This is a genomic window from Leeuwenhoekiella obamensis (assembly GCF_055391795.1).
Map to the genome: position 1 here is coordinate 145,763 of NZ_AP029251.1, position 16,817 is coordinate 162,579.

Below are 16,817 nucleotides of genomic sequence, written 5' to 3' on the forward strand. Positions count from 1 at the left end.
GATGAAATTAAGGCTTCTTTTTCTTCTATTTGCGCTACCACTTTTGGCGCAAGCCCAAAACAACTACTCTGATAATCCTAAACTGGTAGTAGGTATTGTTGTAGACCAGATGCGTTATGACTACCTCACCCGTTTTTATGAAAGATATGGCAAAGACGGTCTGCGTAGACTTATGGACGAGGGCTTCTCTGCAGATAATAACCACTACAATTACATGCCTACTTACACCGGGCCTGGTCATGCTTCTGTTTATACAGGAACTACGCCGCGCAATCACGGTATAATCTCAAACAGTTGGTATGATAAATTCACACAAAAAGATGTGTATTGTGTGGATGATGCAAGCTATGAGCCTGTGGGGACAGAGAGTGGTTCTGGTCGTAAAAGCCCGATGCAGTTAAAAACTACAACCATTACAGATCAAAACAGATTGCACACTCAAATGCGCGGTAAAACCATAGGGATCGCCATTAAAGATCGCGGTTCAATTCTGCCAGCGGGTCACACAGCAAATGGAGCATACTGGTTTCAAGGAGGAGATGAAGGTCACTGGATCACATCGTCTTTTTATATGGACGAGTTGCCGAAGTGGGTTGAGAAATTCAATAAAAAAGATCCTGCAAAACAGTATATGAAAGAGTGGGATACGTTTTATGATATTGACACTTACGTGGAAAGTGGACCAGATGAAAATGATTTTGAAGGCGGCTTTCGCGGAAAAGACAAAGCGACTTTTCCTTACGATCTTAAAAAGCTTGGAAAAGAAAACGGTGGCTACGGTATTTTATCAAGCACTCCTTACGGGAATAGTTTAACTGCAGATTTTGCAATTGAAGCTATTGATGCAGAAGAATTGGGTCAAGATGAATTTACAGATATTCTTGCCGTAAGTTTTAGTAGTACAGATTATGTGGGTCATAATTTTGGTGTAAACTCGATAGAAGTTGAGGATACATATATCCGCCTAGATAAAGAAATCGCTCGCTTATTAAAAGCACTTGATGATAAAGTGGGGAAAGATAATTACACGGTTTTCTTAACTGCAGATCACGGTGCGATCAACAACCCTGCGTATTTAAAGAGTAGAAGAATTCCTGCTGGTAGCTTTGGTATGGGTAAAGTAGATGATTCTTTATACGGTTATCTTAAAAACAAATACGGCGATATAAAACTCATTGAGAATATTTCAAATTATCAAGTATTCTTTGATTACAGCGTTCTTGCCGAAAATGATATCAATAGAGAGGATCTTCAGAAGGATATTGCGCACTTTTTATTGCAGATCCCAAACATTGATAAAGTTTACACACGCGAGCAACTTACAGCTGGCGAATTTAATTATGGCGAAATTTCGCTTGTGCAAAAAGGCTTTAACCAGAAGCGCAGCGGTGATGTTTTTATCGTGATAGATCCTGGTTATGCGGGCATTGGTAGAACTGGTTCAACACACGGTAGTCCGGCAAGTTATGACACGCACGTGCCACTTTTATTTTATGGAAAGGGAATTAAAAATGGTCATAACACAGATAGAATGACCACCATTCCTGATATCGCAGCTACTATCGCAGCGCTATTAAATATTGAGATGCCTAATGGCGAAACAGGAACTCCTATAATTGAAGCATTAGCAGATTAAAACAATTTCTCACGTATTTTCTTCCATAGCAGTGAGCGGATAAATTTTCCTTCTTCTGCGTTTACAAGAAAATCCGTTTGATTTTTTCGGGCTTTAAAATATCCAGAAAGGTAATCCATGAAAAAATGATGGGTTACCTTTTTTAATTGGTTAATATTCAATTTAATGTTGTTTGCTGTGGTTTTTTTTATAATCTTAACCGTTGTTATTAATTTCTAGATATCTCTGACTAAATTATAGCTGAGCACAATTATGAAGCTTAAAATTTCAATGGTACTTTGTTTAATAAGCGCTACCTCATTTTTCGGTCAAAATATAAATGATGGAGCAAGTTATTTTGAAGAATTTCCTGATGTGGTTAAGGTAGATTCATTTGAGTCAACTTTCATTTCTGGTATTTCGCAAATTGATTCATTTGTTCTGTATAACGATTCATTACTGTTGTGTAAAGTACCCAAATCAAAGTATCATTTAAGAGTGTTTGATTTGAAAAATAAAAAGGATTTGGGGCAATTTGTCTCATCGGGAAGAAAGGATCAAGATGTTTTTGGCTTTATTTCATATGGTGTAAGGGGTGATAATATTTGGTTTTATGATATTATGAAGGATGAAATAGCAATGACTTCAATAAAGGAGATGTTGAAAGGGGATTACTATTTTAAAAAATTTTCAATACCATATTACTATTATTCTGTACAGATTTTAGACGACTCATTCATGTTGTCTAGTGGTAATTATAATTCTAATAATTGGCTTTCTTACTTGGATTTAAAGAGAGGGAAAATAACAAAAGAATTAATTCCATATAAGTCCAATTCTTCAGACAATACCTTAACTAAAGTAGAGAAAACTGCACACGAGAGTATTCTGTTTCTTAAACCTAATGGCGATAAGTGTGTTCTTGCAGCTCGCTACTCAGACAGAATTCAGATAGTGGATTTAAATACGGAAAAATCAAAAATTACAATAGGTCCCAAAATTAATGAACCTGCAATGGTCGTGATGGAAGATTATGATGGTCAGGATATGAGTGCTCGTGGACCAAAAACTAAATATGCTTTTGTTCAAGGGACTACAACTCACAAATGTATTTATTTACTTCACTCAGGAAATCAACATCAAGGTGAGCATCGTCACTATGGCAAAGAGATTTATATATATGATTGGAGCGGTGCTCCATTAAAAAAGATAAATCTCCCGGAATATGCGGTTAGTATTGCGGTTACAAGTGATGATAAAACTATCTATTACTATAGCGTAAAGCATAAAGAGATGAGGATGGTAAAGCTATAAGGGCAAACCCCTTTTTAATTAATTTAAGAGAAAAAGCACTTTAAAATAGACTTATTTTCAAAATAGGTAAGCTGTGTTTTTAGATGATTTATCAATAATTGAACAAGATGAAAAAAAGATTTTTCAAACATATTTTTAGCTGCATTATCCTAAGTATTTTTTCTTGTAATTTGATCATAGCTCAAGACAAAATCATTATTAATGTAGTGTATGAGTTTCATCATATTAGAGATCTATCTAAGGCAGAGCAACCTTATGAAAATGATATGATCTTGTCTTTAGGAAGTAACAGTAGTCGTTACAGCACTTTGTATGAATACACAAATAATAGGCCCACAGTTTTATTGCAGCAAAATAAAATTCAAGAAGCAAATAGCTCGTCTTCAGATAAAGTGGTTAGGGGAGGTTATGGTCTCTTAGTTAATAACGGTGGTGTTCTCACGAGGGATGAGATAAATAAGAATTTGATCAATAAAGAATATACAATGTATTCTTTTATAGGTAATAGAACCTATAGTTTGTCTGGAAGCATACCTATATTAAAATGGAAAATATTAAAAGAGAAAAAAGAGATAGGAGGGTATGTATGCCAAAAAGCATTGGCAGACTTTGCTGGAAGAACTTATGAAGCATGGTTTACAACGCAGCTTCCTTTTCAAAATGGACCGTGGAAGTTAGGAGGACTTCCTGGATTAATACTTGAAGCAAAAGATATAAAAAATGAAGTGCAATTTGTTTTTAAAGAAATTTCACGTAACACAGATCCTGATGAAACGACTAAAACTCTTCAGGAATATCCACAATTTGCTATTCCTGTTGAAGAAAAACAGCTGCAAAAGCTTGAAGCCACATTTATAAAGAATCCATTAGGATTTGTGAAAGCTATTTTTCCTGATTCAAATATTGCGATCATAAACATACAGGATTCTGATAATCGATCAATACCTGTTATTAAAGATTTTAATCCAGTAGAATTGAATTAATATTTGCGTGCCAATCATAAACATTACGATTTTAAAGAGCATAGATTTTTGCTTTTACTTGTGTTTACGCTTTTCGCGAAAGCGTTATGTGCACAAGAAATTGTTTTAACGGGAGTAATTACGGATGCAAATAATAATGTGTTAGCGCGCGCAAGTGTTGTTGCCGTTGATAGCTTGTCTAATATTATTGCCTATACGTCATCAAATGAGAAAGGGGTTTATTCATTGAGGTTAGATGCTCTTAAAGATGGAAAAAATCTCCTGCTTGAGGTTAACTATCTAGGCTTTAAACCTGCTTATCTGCTAATCAAAAAGGAGCGGTATATTTATGATTTTTCATTAGAAGAAGATGAAACAGCACTTAATGAAATCGTAATCAAGAATAGGCCTGTTGTAAAACGTAATGGAGATACTATACGATACAGAGTTACAAGCTTTCAAAAAACTGAAGATCGAAGTATAGGAGATGTTCTTGAGCGTATGCCTGGTGTACAGGTGGATGACGATGGAACAATTTTTTACAATGGTAGTAGGATCTCTAACTTGTATATTCATGGTGATGATCTTATGGATGGGAAATACGGTCTGGCAACACGAGCGATTAGAAAAGAAGATATTATAGGCGTTGATATAATACGTAATCACCAGCCGATAAACGTTCTTCAGGATAAAATTTTGACTAATAGCACGGCAATGAACCTATTGCTCAAAGACGAGAATAGTATGAGTTTAAATACTCATGCAGATCTCGCTTTGGGTGTTCCTGATCTCTACGATGTTTCGTTAACACCTATTCTTTTGAATAAAAGAATAAAGATGTTGAATACCGTTGCAATAAATAACGCAGCGGTAGATTATCAAGAGGATTTTAAACAATTGGGTAATTCGAATTTAAGATCAGATATTAGTGTGAATCCAGGTGCGGTTAACCTATCTCTTGGAACCGTGGGGCCACCAAATTTACCAAAAAGCACATACTACAGAAATGCCTCTAAAGTGATCAACTTAAATGATCTTTACACAACGGACAATGGTTTGCAACTCAAGATCAACCTGCAAGCTTTTGCAGATAGAAACATATTAGAATACAATAGTTATATTGCTAATTTCACCGCGGGAGACACTATTTCTTTTTCTGAAAATCAAGAATTAACCCAAAACCCCAAAATATTTACAGGAGCATTTACAGTAGTAAACAATAAGGATTCAAATTTTTTGCAAAATAAATTTGTTCTAGATGTTGATGATAATCAAAGCAATGCTTTAATACAATCTAATAAACAAAACTTTGATCAATATCTTTATGAAGATGCGATTCGATTTTCAAATGATTTTAATTGGATTCCGTCCATTGGGTCTGACGGAGTTGTAGAACTACGCTGGTTCACTTCGTATAAGAGGGATGAAAAATCTCTTCTTCTGGGTGATGGATATAATTCTAAAATTTCAGATTTTGAAGGGATGAATGAGCAAGTGGATCAGTCATTGAACTCTCCTACATTTTATTCAAATGCATACGTGTCATATTTAAAAAGTGGGGCGCATTTTAAACAGCAATATGAACTGGGATACTTATTTGAAGATCAAATGCTCAATAGCGACTTGCGGTTTAGAAATGGAGATCAATATCAAGAATATAATCAAGATTCAGGGAATAGACTGCAATGGCTGCGTCAGCAATTATATTTTAAGCCTAGATTTCAATTACTGCTGAACAAAGTAAAAGCTTCACTAGATCTGCCTTTAATTTTTCAAAATATTTCTTACGATGATCTTTCAAATAGCCTTAATAAGCATAAGCGCGATTTTTTGTTCAATCCTAATTTGAGTTTTAAATATCAGATAACACCAGAAGAGCACCTTTCTGCGAATTATTCTTTTGATAAAAAATTTGGGAATATAGCTCAGATTTATCGGGGTTCAATATTAAGAGATTATCGTTCATTAATAAAAAATGAAGCAGATCTTTTTGAGACTAAGCAAAACTCCTTTGGAATTACATATAATTTAGAAAAAGCTGTGTCTTTGTTTTTTCTTAATGCAAGAGCCTCATATGAACATCTTAGTACAAACGCTATATTAAGTTATGATATTGACGCAGATGGTCAAACCGTAATTTCCTTGCCCATTGAAAATGATAGCTACAATTATAAATTTGATTTAGGTCTAAGCAAATATGTGTTTGCTATTAATAATGCACTTAGCTTAAGAATTCAATATGATCACTCTATTTCAAATGGGTTTATAAATGAAGCTCTGGTGCCTGTAAATAATGATGTGCTTTCTTTTTCCTCCAGCTTTAGCAAGAGTTTCTTTTCGTTATTCAAAATACAGTATAAGCCAAACCTAAGTTTCAATTATACAGTTGTGAATAGAGATAACATAAATTCTTATGATTTTAAAACCGTATCAGTAGATCAAACTTTTGAATTGATGTATAAATCAAAGAAATCTTGGGATGCAAGAGTAGATTTTGTGCATAGTTATACAGAGCAAAGTGAGCAGCCTGTATTACAATACCTGTTCTGTGATTTTAATGCCAACTATGCGATAAAGAAAAACAGTCTGGATCTAGGATTGTCAGTTAATAATATATTTAACGTAAAAAAGTATCAAGTTTATGCGATTGATAAACATCAATACTTTGCTAGTTCTTATCAATTAAAGGGGATTATGGCACTTATAAGAGTAGAGTGGTTTTTTTAAAACAACTTCTCACGTATTTTCTTCCAGCGCAGTGAGCGGATAAATTTTCCTTCTTCTGCGTTTACCAGAAAATCCGTTTGATTTTTTTGAGCTTTAAAATATCCAGAAAGGTAATCCATGAAAAATGATGGGTTACCTTTTTTTGATGCCAATTTTGCCGAAGCAATAGCCGTTAGCAACAATCCATAACGCAAACTGTAAAATGCCTGGCCTTGCTTGTATTTTGCTGCTTTAGTGTAAGTTTTTCCGGTGGGTTTGAGGTGTTTTACTTCTAGTTCAGGTAAAGTTTGCACATGCCAATCGTGATATTGCGCCAGCAATTCATCTACGGTATCCCAACCCATCGCCTCTCGCAATCCGCCGATGTCTTTAAAACAAGCTGAGCGATATGCTTTTAAAGCGCCTCTTATGTGGTCTTTGTTCGTTAGATTCTCAACAACCCATTTTCCTTCTTTTTCAATGGTGCAAAAGCCGCCAGCCATACCTGTTTTTTCGTTTTCACGAAAGGTTGCAGCAACTACTTCTAGATAATCCTCAGGGAAGATCAAGTCTGCATCAAACTTGCAAATGATGTCAAATTCCTGCGCATGCTGCAGGCCATAATTAAAAGCCTGCACAACCTTACCACCTGGCAAATGCTCTGGTGAAGATCGCTTAGTGAACAGTTTTATATTTTTATGGCTTTGGCCAAAACGACTTACGATCTCCGCAGTTGCATCTGTGCTATTGTCGTCTACTACAATAATTTCGGTTGCGGGCAAAGTTTGCTCTACAAGAGATTGCAGAGTAAGACTGATAAATTCTTCCTCGTTAAAAGCCGGTATGATTATAGAAATTCTCAAGATGTTCTTTCGGCGTAAACGAGATAATAACGCGGTGTGAAAAAGCGTAGTAAAGGTCTAAAACCTAACTTTTTTGCGGGATGTGTAAACTTAATACTGTCTTTAATTTCCCATCCTGCTTTTTCTAAAAGCCAGTCAAATTGCCAATCTTCAAATTCATGGTAATGTCTATCCCACTTGTCTGTTTTGCTGCGGTAAGCAGGCGAGAACCATAATTTAAGAGGGATACTCGCAACGAGTTTTTCAGTAGAGGCATCTTTTAAAACCGAAATAGGCGAGAGCAAATGCTCAAAGATCTCAAAGGCTGTCAGCACGGTCGCAGTAGTGTTTTTCGCGGCAGCGGTATTAAAATCCAGATCTTCACCGGTTGTGTTTTCAACGGTGTATCCTGACTTTTTCATCAGCTTGCTTAACGGATTTTCAACTCCTAGATCTAAGATCTTTTCATCTATTTTGATGTGTTTTTGCAAAAACTCTAGCGTAAGCTTAAACCGTTTATCGGGATAGATCTCTTCGTACACGTGGCGTAGTTTATTTCGCAAAAGCGAAAAATTGAAGCACAAAAATAAGGATTTACTTATGGTTGCAGGTTTATATTTGAGATTGGGTTTAATCTTGTATTTTTACCGCCCATTACTAACCATGCCATGGCAGAGAAACTCGACCCTACAAAATGGGTGGATAGATATTCAGATTATCTTTTTAACTACACTATCGTTAAGGTAAATGATCGTGAAGTTGCTGAAGATCTGATTTCTGAAACCTTTCTTGCGGCCCTAAAATCTATGAAGAATTTTAAGGGGCAGGCAAGCGAGCGCACATGGTTGATCTCTATTTTAAAGCGTAAGATCATAGATCATTATCGCCGCCAGAATAGTAAAAAAGGTCAGGCAGAAGTGCATATGGATTATAATGATGATGAGTCTAGCGGCGACTGGTTAGAAGAGCGCGTGGCAGATTTGCGAGAGCGCAATGCTGAGGATGAGATTGAGAATGAAGAGCTGGGCGCGGCGATTTTAAAATGTATTGAGAAATTGCCCGAAAAGCAGGCTGAGGTCTTCATACGCAAAACGATAGAAGGACAAGAAACTGAACTTATTTGTAAAGAACTAGATATAACACCGTCTAACCTGTGGGTGATCATCCACCGGGCAAGAACGGCCCTGGCGGAATGTCTAGAACAAAATTGGTTATCAGAATGAAACTATTTTTTAACTGTAAAGATGCTTGTGCCTGTTGTGATAAGGCGCAATACGAAGAGGCGAGTTGGTTTGAGAAAATGCGTCTGCGTTGGCATTTCTATATGTGCCGTAGCTGCAAAACGCATTCTGAAAAGAACCAAAAACTCACAAAACTCATTGACGAGAGTAACCTTTGTAGCAAAAATACCTGTGGTTGTAAGGAGCGTTTAAAGCAAGAGATCGCTCGCGAACTTAATCAAGAAGCAAAGTAAGCAACCACCACGCGATCGGGATTCCCTCAACCCAGAACGAGGCGTAATATTTTTTTTGACGCTTCCGCGAAAAGAAAATAGCCGCGACACAAAGGCTCATCAAAACCAGTGCAGAAGGCCAGTGAACACGAGTTTCCTGAAAATACTGAAGCACTACATACAGCACCACAAAACTATAACCCACGATCTGGGTTTTTTTTATGCCAAAGATCTGCGGCAATGTTCCTAAATTCTTAGAATCAAATTCTAGATCTCTTATCTCAAAAGGCAAGATCAAAATAAGCGTAAGCAAAAACCGCTGAAATAGTTCAATAACTACGGCTGCATTCCAATCAAAATCAAAAAATGCCAGAGGTAAATAAACCGTAGCGCCACTCCATACGGCAGCGATGATAAAGATCTTAATAGAAGGAACTGCTCTTAAATTTTTGTGTCTTGGTAAAAATGGTACCGCATAAAGCAAAGTGAGTAATCCTAAAGGAATGCAAGCTAACCAAAAAGTGTAGTGCATTTCTAGAATGATAAACAGCCACACAGCAAAGCAAATCGCCGAAAAACTCTGTATCACACGCAGCGATCCTGCTAAACTGCGATGATGTAAACCCGCAATACCGGCATATTTTACAAAGTTGTACCCAGTGATCGTACCAAAAAATAAAAACCCGATAAGCTTAAGATCTACGGGCAGTTCAAACTCATAAAGCGTCACGAAAACGAGTGAAACCACAGCAAGCGCAACATGAATACTGCTGTTAATATAAAAGTCAAAAAGCCTTTTAGCGAACTTCATAAAACAAAAGTATTCTAAACTGTTGATAACCCCGCAGAATGTTTAAAAAGTTGGCGGTTACAGCGTTTAAAAATCAATAGCGGTTTCATACTTTTGCGCCATTCTTAAAAACCGCTTTTTAGCTATGAGGACAGATGTGTTTTCCCTACGCCATATTGGCCTTTCAGAAGATGATAGAAAAGAAATGCTCAAGGCCGTTGGCGTTGAGAATATGGATCAGTTGATCTATGAAACGCTGCCTGATGGTATCAGGTTGCAAAAACCGCTGGACCTCGAGCCTGCGATGAGCGAATATCAGTATTCAAGTCATATTAACGGACTTGCTGATAAGAACAAGGTTTTTAGATCTTTCATAGGTCTAGGATATCACGAAGGTAAATTGCCAGCCGTGATACAAAGAAATATCCTTGAGAATCCGGGTTGGTACACGGCTTACACGCCATATCAAGCTGAGATCGCACAAGGTCGTCTAGAAGCTTTATTAAATTTCCAGACCATGGTGAGCGATCTTACCGGGATGGAACTTGCAAATGCTTCTCTTCTTGATGAAGCTACTGCTGCTGCAGAAGCAATGACGTTGCTTGCCGCTGTGCGCGACCGTAAGCAAAAGAAGGATGACGTTTCAAAATTCTTTGTGGATGAAAACGTATTTCCACAAACACTTTCTTTACTTAAAACAAGAAGTAATCCAGTAGGAATTGAGCTTGTAGTTGGTAATCCAGCAGAATTTGATTTCTCTACAGAGTTCTTCGGGGCGTTAGTGCAGTATCCTTCAGTTACTGGTGAGGTAACAGATTTCTCTGATTTTATTTCAAAATCTCACGAAGCAGGAATTAAAGTTGCTGTCGCCGCAGATATTTTAAGTCTTGTGCTTCTTGAAGCTCCAGGAAAACTAGGAGCTGATGTTGTTGTGGGAACTACACAACGTTTTGGAATTCCGCTAGGATATGGTGGTCCTCACGCTGCATATTTCGCAACACGCGAAGAATACAAGCGTAACATTCCTGGTAGAATTATTGGGGTTACAAAAGATAGAGATGGTAACCGTGCATTGCGTATGGCGCTGCAAACTCGTGAGCAGCACATTAAGCGTGACAAGGCAACTTCTAACATTTGTACCGCTCAGGTTTTACTGGCGGTAATGGCGGGAATGTATGCTGTATATCACGGGCCAAAAGGACTTAATTACATCGCTGAAAAAGTGCATCGTAGCGCAGTAACTTTGGCGCAAGCCTTAGAAAAAATGGGCTTAGTGCAACTTAATGCGGGCTACTTTGACACCATTAGAGTAAAAGCTGATGTGGCGCAGGTTGTTGCTTCCGCTTCCGCGAAAAAGATAAACTTCCATTATCCTGATGCAAACACGGTTTCTATCGCATTGAACGAAACTACGAGCATTGAGGATTTAAATACTATACTTTCAATTTTTGCTGATGTTACCGGTAAAGAAGCTGGTAATATCGAAGCACTTGTTGAAGAAACTACTATTCCTGAAAGCCTACAACGTCAAACCGAATATTTGACAAATGAGGTGTTTAGCAAGTATCATTCTGAAACAGAATTGATGCGTTACATCAAGCGTTTAGAGCGCAAAGACCTTTCATTAAATCACAGTATGATCTCGTTAGGTTCTTGTACAATGAAGCTTAACGCTGCTGCAGAAATGCTTCCGTTGAGCGATGCGCGTTGGGGAAATATTCACCCATTTGCACCGCTTGAGCAAGCCGGTGGTTATCAGGAAGTATTGAAAAAATTAGAAGACCAACTTACCGAAATTACTGGTTTTGCGGGTACTTCTTTACAGCCTAACTCTGGTGCTCAGGGTGAATATGCTGGTTTGATGGTTATCAAAGCATATCATGAGAGTAGAGGAGAAGGTCATAGAAATATTTGCTTGATCCCATCTTCTGCGCATGGTACAAACCCTGCGAGTGCTGTGATGGCGGGTATGCAAGTTGTTGTTACAAAGAGTACCGAAAAAGGAAACATCGATGTGGAAGACCTGCGTGAAAAGGCTGAAAAACACAAAGATAATCTTGCTGCGGTAATGATCACGTATCCTTCTACACACGGAGTTTACGAGAGCGCAATACAAGAAATTACCGGAATCATCCATGATAATGGTGGCCAAGTGTATATGGACGGTGCAAACATGAACGCTCAAGTTGGTTTGACCAATCCTGGAAAAATTGGGGCAGATGTTTGTCACTTAAACTTGCATAAAACTTTTGCTATTCCTCACGGAGGTGGTGGTCCAGGTGTTGGTCCTATTTGTGTAGCAGAGCAGTTGGTACCTTTCCTTCCAGGAAACCCAGTTATTAAGACTGGTGGAGAAAAAGCCATTACTGCGATCTCTGCGGCGCCATGGGGTTCTTCATTGGTTTGCTTGATTTCTTATGCATATATCAAGATGCTTGGTGCAGAAGGTTTAAAACAATCTACCGAGGCTGCGATCTTAAACGCAAACTATATCAAAGAACGTCTTAACGGAGCGTTTAATGTGTTGTACACTGGTGAAAAGGGACGTGCAGCTCACGAGATGATCGTAGACTGTAGACCATTTAAAGTAAACGGAATCGAAGTTGTGGACATCGCAAAACGCCTTATCGATTACGGTTTTCACGCGCCTACGGTTTCTTTCCCGGTGAATGGAACGATGATGATAGAGCCTACAGAGAGTGAGAGCAAAGCAGAGCTAGACCGTTTTTGTGACGCGATGTTGAACATTCGTAAGGAAATTGATGCTGCAAGTGCTGAAGACGAGAACAACGTGCTTAAAAATGCACCGCACACTATGCACTTGATCACAGCTGACGAGTGGACGCTTCCGTACACAAGACAGCAAGCAGCTTATCCGCTAGAGTATGTGGCTAAGAATAAATTTTGGCCTACTGTGCGCCGTGTAGATGATGCGTATGGAGATAGAAACTTGATCTGTACATGTGCGCCTATCGAAGAATATATGGACGCTTAATGGAGAAGTGTTTTGGCTTTAAGCCAAATAAATAAAACAAGAAACCCTGCACTACGCAGGGTTTTTTTATGCAAACGAATTAATATCTCTTTAGCGTTCCCTTATCAAAACTTAACGACTTCTTCTGGTAATTTTGAGAAATTGATATGTCTAAAGCGACATTTAGATAACTCTAACTACTATGAAAAAATTGATTTTTATACTGATAGCAATTGTTGCTGTCTCATGCGGAACCTATAAAACTGATGCTGTTACCATTTCTCCCGTGGAGGAAACATTAGATTTACAAGGCTCAAAGGCTGATCTTTACAGCAAGGCAAATGCATGGATGACCAGTAAGTTTGCAGATGATGATTCTACAATCCAAGTACAAAATGCTGATGATGGCCAATTGACGGGACGTTATAAATTGAAGACATTGTCCAATCCCTATAACTCATTGAATGTGTACACCCTCGTTGCGGTTAGGGTAAATACAAATTCAGCAATCATCACTTTGACTCCGCAGCCATACGGCAGTATCACCGGTCAAACCGAAGGTACTTACGAGGGTATGAGTTATCCAGAAGCACAAGCTAAACAAGATCTACAAGCACTGATAACAGATTTTGAAAATGCAATGAAATAGATTTTGGCTTAAAGCCAAAAGAACAAAACCCCGCTTGATGCGGGGTTTTTAGTTTTACTCACTTTTATGTTTTATATGGTTTAAGGCTCTAAGGTGTATTTTGTGAATGATATAATCAGACCAAAGCGACCAGTAAAATTCGGGTTGTATGTCAACATAATACCAGGTCGTTCCTATCAATTTAGTTTTTGAATCATTGATTTTCTCTAATTTGAATTGGCCTTTTTGAGAAGCAAAATAGCCATCAAGATGCGGAGGATGAATGTCCCAAAGAGGATTGTATTCATTCATAGGTGTGGGTTGCTCTATAACATCAAACTGCAAAAGATTTGGTTCATTCCAAGTGGTGATAGGCTCTACAAAACTTCCCGTTGTGAAGTTGCAGTAGCGTATGGCACCAACTCCTTTGCCATCAATTGTGGCGTGTGTAGGATATGAAATTCCAGTCTTAAATATCCATTCATCTGGTTCTGCAATTGAATCAAATGTTATGATGTTATTCCAAACTTTTTCAATCGGCGCATCGATTTCTACGGATGTGGTCACGGGGATTAATGTAGGATTGTGATTTGCCTTGTCAAAACTCAGAAAACCAACGGCAAGAATTAAGATTCCTGTGCCTGTGACTTTTGGGTTTTTAGTGGCTAAAGTAATGCCTAAACGTGCACCAAGATATGTAAGTGCTGCTAACAGCGGAGCAGCCATTGCAATACAAATGAGTCCTTCTAAGGCAAGTGCTGTTAGAAGCAATAAAGCTAATCCAAGGGTAAGAAAGCCGCTTCGTATCGCTTCAGATTTTCTAACTTGTCTTTTCTTGGTTAAAAAGTAAGATGGAATAAAACCTACAAGAACGGGTAGAAATAGAAATATTGTCCAGCCATAAGACTCAAATTGATAAATAGACAGATAGCCTAACAAGAAGGATATAATTATTGTGATGCTAATAGATATGAATTTTGTTTTCATAATTTAAAACTTTCAGAAAATATTGAAATATAAAGCTAAATTTTTTTACCTCATTAGTTTAAGAATGGTCTTAGTGATCCAATTCTCTTTTTGATTCACCACTTTTTCAAGCATAGTGTCCGCTTTAGCAACAAACTCATAAAGTTCGCTGGTTTTTTCTTTAAATTTCAGCTCTTCCTCGTTGTTTCCTTCCACTTCCTGAACTTCCTTTAAAACCTGAATTGCAGGCTTGATTTCACGGCGACTGCGCTCAATGGCGATTTTACGTGCCATCGCATCAATATCCTGCTCCGCTCTAAAATATTCCCGGCGTTCCCCAGGCTTGTATTCTTTATGAATAATTCCCCAGTCAATCAATCCGCGAAGGTTCATACTCGCATTTCCACGCGAGATTTGAAGCTCTTCCATAATATCTTCCATAGAAAGCGCCTCGTCCGAAATCATCAGCAACGCATGAATTTGCGCCATGGTTTTGTTCACGCCCCATTGAGAACCCAGTGCGCCCCATGTTTGTAAAAACTTACCTTTTGCTTCTTTGAATTTCATGTTTCAAACTTAAGAATAAAATTTTAAACTTTCAAAAAGTATTGAAACTAATTTACGAATTAATTCTCACTTTGGTTCAGAATATTATGCAAAGACCCGTTATCAAACTCAGGGTGACGGTCAGACTTTGACCTATATTTGTGTCATGAAAATTCTCGTCATCGGTCACGTTTGGCCAGAGCCAAAATCTTCTGCGGCCGGTAGTCGCATGATGCAACTGCTTGATGCTTTTTATCAAGAAAATTGGGAAGTTCATTTTTGTAGCGCTTCCGCGAAAAGTGCGCATTCGCAACCGCTCACAGATTTTGAAATCACCGAGCACGACATCAAAATGAACGATTCCAGTTTTGATAACTTCATTAAAACCTTGAATCCTGATGCCGTGGTTTTCGACCGATTCATGGTTGAGGAACAATTCGGTTGGCGCGTGGCAGAGAATTGTCCCGATGCATTACGAATTTTAGATACAGAGGATCTCCACGGACTGCGCAAGGGTAGGGAAGCGGCGCTCAAGGCAAAAACTACTTTTACCGAGGCTTTTTTGCATAACGATCATGCAAAGCGCGAAATCGCCAGTATTTATCGCTGTGACCTCACGCTTATTATTTCAGAGTTTGAGATGGAGTTGCTGGATAGTTTTTTTAAAGTGCCTAAAAATCTTTTACTCTACCTGCCTTTTATGGTCGAAGCGCCAGAAGTAGAAAATTGGAAGTCTTTTGATGATAGAAAGGATTTTGTCTTTATCGGGAATTTTATTCACGAGCCTAATTGGCTTGCCGTACGGTTTTTAAAAGAGCAGATTTGGCCTGAATTATCAAAACAAGTTCCTGACGCTAATCTTAAGATTTACGGTGCTTACGCTTCCGCGAAAGTGAATCAGTTGCACAAACCCAACGACCAATTTTATATCGAAGGTAGAGCGGAAGATGCGCTAGAAACCATTGGGGATTCCCGAGTGTTATTGTGTCCTGTTTTTACTGGTGCCGGACTCAAAGGCAAACTTCTAGAAGCCATGCAAACAGGAGCTCCGAGCGTAACCACATCCATCGGTGCAGAAGGGATGCACGGTGATTTACCATTTAATGGTTATGTAAAAGATGATATCACCGATTTTATTTCTGCGGCAGCGCAATTGTATAACGACAAAAACCTTTGGCAAGAAAAACAGCAAAATGCAACTGAAATAATCAATCAGCGGTTTTTAAAATCTAAGTGGCAACCACGATTTATAGCAGCAATACAAGAATATAAATCAAACCTCAATTCCCACCGAAAACAAAACTTCACAGGAGCAATGCTACAACATCAATCTTTACAAGCCGCAAAGTTTATGGGGAAGTGGATTGAGGAGAAGAATAAATGATGTCAGTTCGAGTGATTCGACGCAAGGAGGATCGTATCGAGAACTAATTTAGTTAGGATTTTCAATTTGTAAAAAGTGCTTGACGCTTCTCGATACAAAACCATTCCGCTGTGCTTCATGATTTCACTCGAAGTGACAATTTAATACAAAATCGCTACACTATCGTTTCGCAGTTTTACTTGAAGTGACAGTTGAGGTTATTGTCAGTTCGAGTGATTCGACAAGAGGAGAATCGTATCGAGAGCTATTTCTTATCAAATTTCTTTTTAGCCAAATTTGGGAGTTTACCATATTCACCATTAATTAAGGCTTCTTTTTTTGCCCTTGACCATTTTTTAATTTGTTTCTCTTTTGCAATTGCTATTTCAGGATTAGTAAAATCGCAATAGTAAACGAGAGTTAAAGGTCTTCTAGAATAAGTGTAACTATCTTGATACTTTCCTGAATGGTGTTCTTCAATTCTAATTGAAAGATTTGAAGTTATGCCTGTGTAATAAGAAGAATCAGCACATTTTAAAATGTATACAGAGTAGACTTTCATAATTCTAACATAAGCTTCTCGATACAAAATCATTTCGCTGTCGCTTCATGATTTCACTCGAAGTGACAACTCGATACAAAATCGCTACACTATCGT

15 protein-coding genes are annotated in these 16,817 nt (G+C 38.1%); 9 read left to right on the forward strand and 6 right to left on the reverse strand.

Features of this window, described 5'->3' with window-relative positions:
- Position 1 precedes the first annotated feature (1 nt).
- From pafA to ACZ5L8_RS00695, 4 genes are all read left to right on the forward strand, one after another.
- A complete protein-coding gene (gene pafA, locus ACZ5L8_RS00680) occupies positions 2-1,636 on the forward strand; it encodes an alkaline phosphatase PafA (RefSeq protein ID WP_464439007.1) in 1,635 nt (544 codons plus the stop codon).
- Between the two features lie 252 nt (positions 1,637-1,888).
- Positions 1,889-2,929, forward strand: coding sequence for a BF3164 family lipoprotein (locus tag ACZ5L8_RS00685; protein ID WP_464439009.1), 1,041 nt, complete (start codon positions 1,889-1,891; stop codon positions 2,927-2,929).
- A gap of 107 nt (positions 2,930-3,036) precedes the next feature.
- A complete protein-coding gene (locus ACZ5L8_RS00690; protein WP_464439010.1) occupies positions 3,037-3,912 on the forward strand; it encodes a GLPGLI family protein in 876 nt (291 codons plus the stop codon).
- Between the two features lie 3 nt (positions 3,913-3,915).
- Complete coding sequence (locus ACZ5L8_RS00695; RefSeq protein WP_464439011.1) at positions 3,916-6,618, forward strand: TonB-dependent receptor; 2,703 nt, start codon at positions 3,916-3,918, stop codon at positions 6,616-6,618.
- Here the strand turns inward: ACZ5L8_RS00695 and ACZ5L8_RS00700 are convergent.
- Positions 6,615-7,460, reverse strand: a complete 846-nt coding sequence (locus ACZ5L8_RS00700) for a glycosyltransferase family 2 protein (protein WP_464439013.1) — start codon at positions 7,458-7,460, stop codon at positions 6,615-6,617. The two genes, ACZ5L8_RS00695 and ACZ5L8_RS00700, sit on opposite strands and share 4 nt — an antisense overlap.
- Positions 7,457-7,981, reverse strand: a complete 525-nt coding sequence (locus ACZ5L8_RS00705) for a methyltransferase (protein WP_464440892.1) — start codon at positions 7,979-7,981, stop codon at positions 7,457-7,459. Before ACZ5L8_RS00705 ends, ACZ5L8_RS00700 begins: the two co-directional genes overlap by 4 nt.
- A gap of 126 nt (positions 7,982-8,107) precedes the next feature.
- Between ACZ5L8_RS00705 and ACZ5L8_RS00710 the strand changes: the two genes are divergently transcribed.
- Complete coding sequence (locus ACZ5L8_RS00710; RefSeq protein ID WP_462599398.1) at positions 8,108-8,662, forward strand: sigma-70 family RNA polymerase sigma factor; 555 nt, start codon at positions 8,108-8,110, stop codon at positions 8,660-8,662.
- Positions 8,659-8,913, forward strand: a complete 255-nt coding sequence (locus ACZ5L8_RS00715; RefSeq protein WP_464439014.1) for a hypothetical protein — start codon at positions 8,659-8,661, stop codon at positions 8,911-8,913. The genes ACZ5L8_RS00710 and ACZ5L8_RS00715 overlap by 4 nt, the downstream gene beginning before the upstream one ends.
- Here ACZ5L8_RS00715 and ACZ5L8_RS00720 read toward each other — a convergent pair.
- Positions 8,894-9,703, reverse strand: coding sequence for a UbiA prenyltransferase family protein (locus tag ACZ5L8_RS00720; RefSeq protein ID WP_464439015.1), 810 nt, complete (start codon positions 9,701-9,703; stop codon positions 8,894-8,896). The genes ACZ5L8_RS00715 and ACZ5L8_RS00720 overlap by 20 nt on opposite strands.
- Before the next feature lie 124 nt (positions 9,704-9,827).
- Here ACZ5L8_RS00720 and gcvP point away from each other — a divergent pair, with 124 nt between their 5' ends.
- Positions 9,828-12,677 (forward strand): aminomethyl-transferring glycine dehydrogenase, encoded by a 2,850-nt coding sequence (gene gcvP, locus ACZ5L8_RS00725; RefSeq protein ID WP_464439016.1) that lies wholly within the window; start codon positions 9,828-9,830, stop codon positions 12,675-12,677.
- Positions 12,678-12,867: 190 nt separating this feature from the next.
- A complete protein-coding gene (locus tag ACZ5L8_RS00730) occupies positions 12,868-13,305 on the forward strand; it encodes a DUF4468 domain-containing protein (protein ID WP_464439017.1) in 438 nt (145 codons plus the stop codon).
- A gap of 54 nt (positions 13,306-13,359) precedes the next feature.
- Here the strand turns inward: ACZ5L8_RS00730 and ACZ5L8_RS00735 are convergent, their stop codons facing one another.
- Positions 13,360-14,271 (reverse strand): SRPBCC family protein, encoded by a 912-nt coding sequence (locus ACZ5L8_RS00735; protein WP_464439018.1) that lies wholly within the window; start codon positions 14,269-14,271, stop codon positions 13,360-13,362.
- 45 nt (positions 14,272-14,316) lie between these two features.
- Positions 14,317-14,817 carry a GbsR/MarR family transcriptional regulator gene (locus tag ACZ5L8_RS00740; RefSeq protein ID WP_464439019.1) on the reverse strand — a complete coding sequence of 167 codons (501 nt, stop codon included), beginning with the start codon at positions 14,815-14,817 and terminating at the stop codon, positions 14,317-14,319.
- Positions 14,818-14,962: 145 nt separating this feature from the next.
- Here ACZ5L8_RS00740 and ACZ5L8_RS00745 point away from each other — a divergent pair, with 145 nt between their 5' ends.
- Positions 14,963-16,180, forward strand: a complete 1,218-nt coding sequence (locus ACZ5L8_RS00745; protein WP_464439021.1) for a glycosyltransferase family 4 protein — start codon at positions 14,963-14,965, stop codon at positions 16,178-16,180.
- Positions 16,181-16,424: 244 nt separating this feature from the next.
- Here the strand turns inward: ACZ5L8_RS00745 and ACZ5L8_RS00750 are convergent, their stop codons facing one another.
- The gene (locus tag ACZ5L8_RS00750; RefSeq protein WP_464439022.1) at positions 16,425-16,721 is read right to left on the reverse strand and encodes a GIY-YIG nuclease family protein; all 297 of its coding nucleotides are present in this window, start codon (positions 16,719-16,721) and stop codon (positions 16,425-16,427) included.
- Positions 16,722-16,817: the final 96 nt, after the last annotated feature.

Bases quoted from the DNA above. Each gene is read 5' to 3' on its own strand.
- pafA (WP_464439007.1), top strand. From the start codon at position 2: ATGAAATTAAGGCTTCTTTTTCTTCTATTTGCGCTACCACTTTTGGCG.
- ACZ5L8_RS00685 (WP_464439009.1), top strand. From the start codon at position 1,889: ATGAAGCTTAAAATTTCAATGGTACTTTGTTTAATAAGCGCTACCTCA.
- ACZ5L8_RS00690 (WP_464439010.1), top strand. From the start codon at position 3,037: ATGAAAAAAAGATTTTTCAAACATATTTTTAGCTGCATTATCCTAAGT.
- ACZ5L8_RS00710 (WP_462599398.1), top strand. From the start codon at position 8,108: ATGGCAGAGAAACTCGACCCTACAAAATGGGTGGATAGATATTCAGAT.
- ACZ5L8_RS00715 (WP_464439014.1), top strand. From the start codon at position 8,659: ATGAAACTATTTTTTAACTGTAAAGATGCTTGTGCCTGTTGTGATAAG.
- ACZ5L8_RS00720 (WP_464439015.1), bottom strand. From the start codon at position 9,703: ATGAAGTTCGCTAAAAGGCTTTTTGACTTTTATATTAACAGCAGTATT.
- gcvP (WP_464439016.1), top strand. From the start codon at position 9,828: ATGAGGACAGATGTGTTTTCCCTACGCCATATTGGCCTTTCAGAAGAT.
- ACZ5L8_RS00735 (WP_464439018.1), bottom strand. From the start codon at position 14,271: ATGAAAACAAAATTCATATCTATTAGCATCACAATAATTATATCCTTC.
- ACZ5L8_RS00740 (WP_464439019.1), bottom strand. From the start codon at position 14,817: ATGAAATTCAAAGAAGCAAAAGGTAAGTTTTTACAAACATGGGGCGCA.
- ACZ5L8_RS00745 (WP_464439021.1), top strand. From the start codon at position 14,963: ATGAAAATTCTCGTCATCGGTCACGTTTGGCCAGAGCCAAAATCTTCT.
- ACZ5L8_RS00750 (WP_464439022.1), bottom strand. From the start codon at position 16,721: ATGAAAGTCTACTCTGTATACATTTTAAAATGTGCTGATTCTTCTTAT.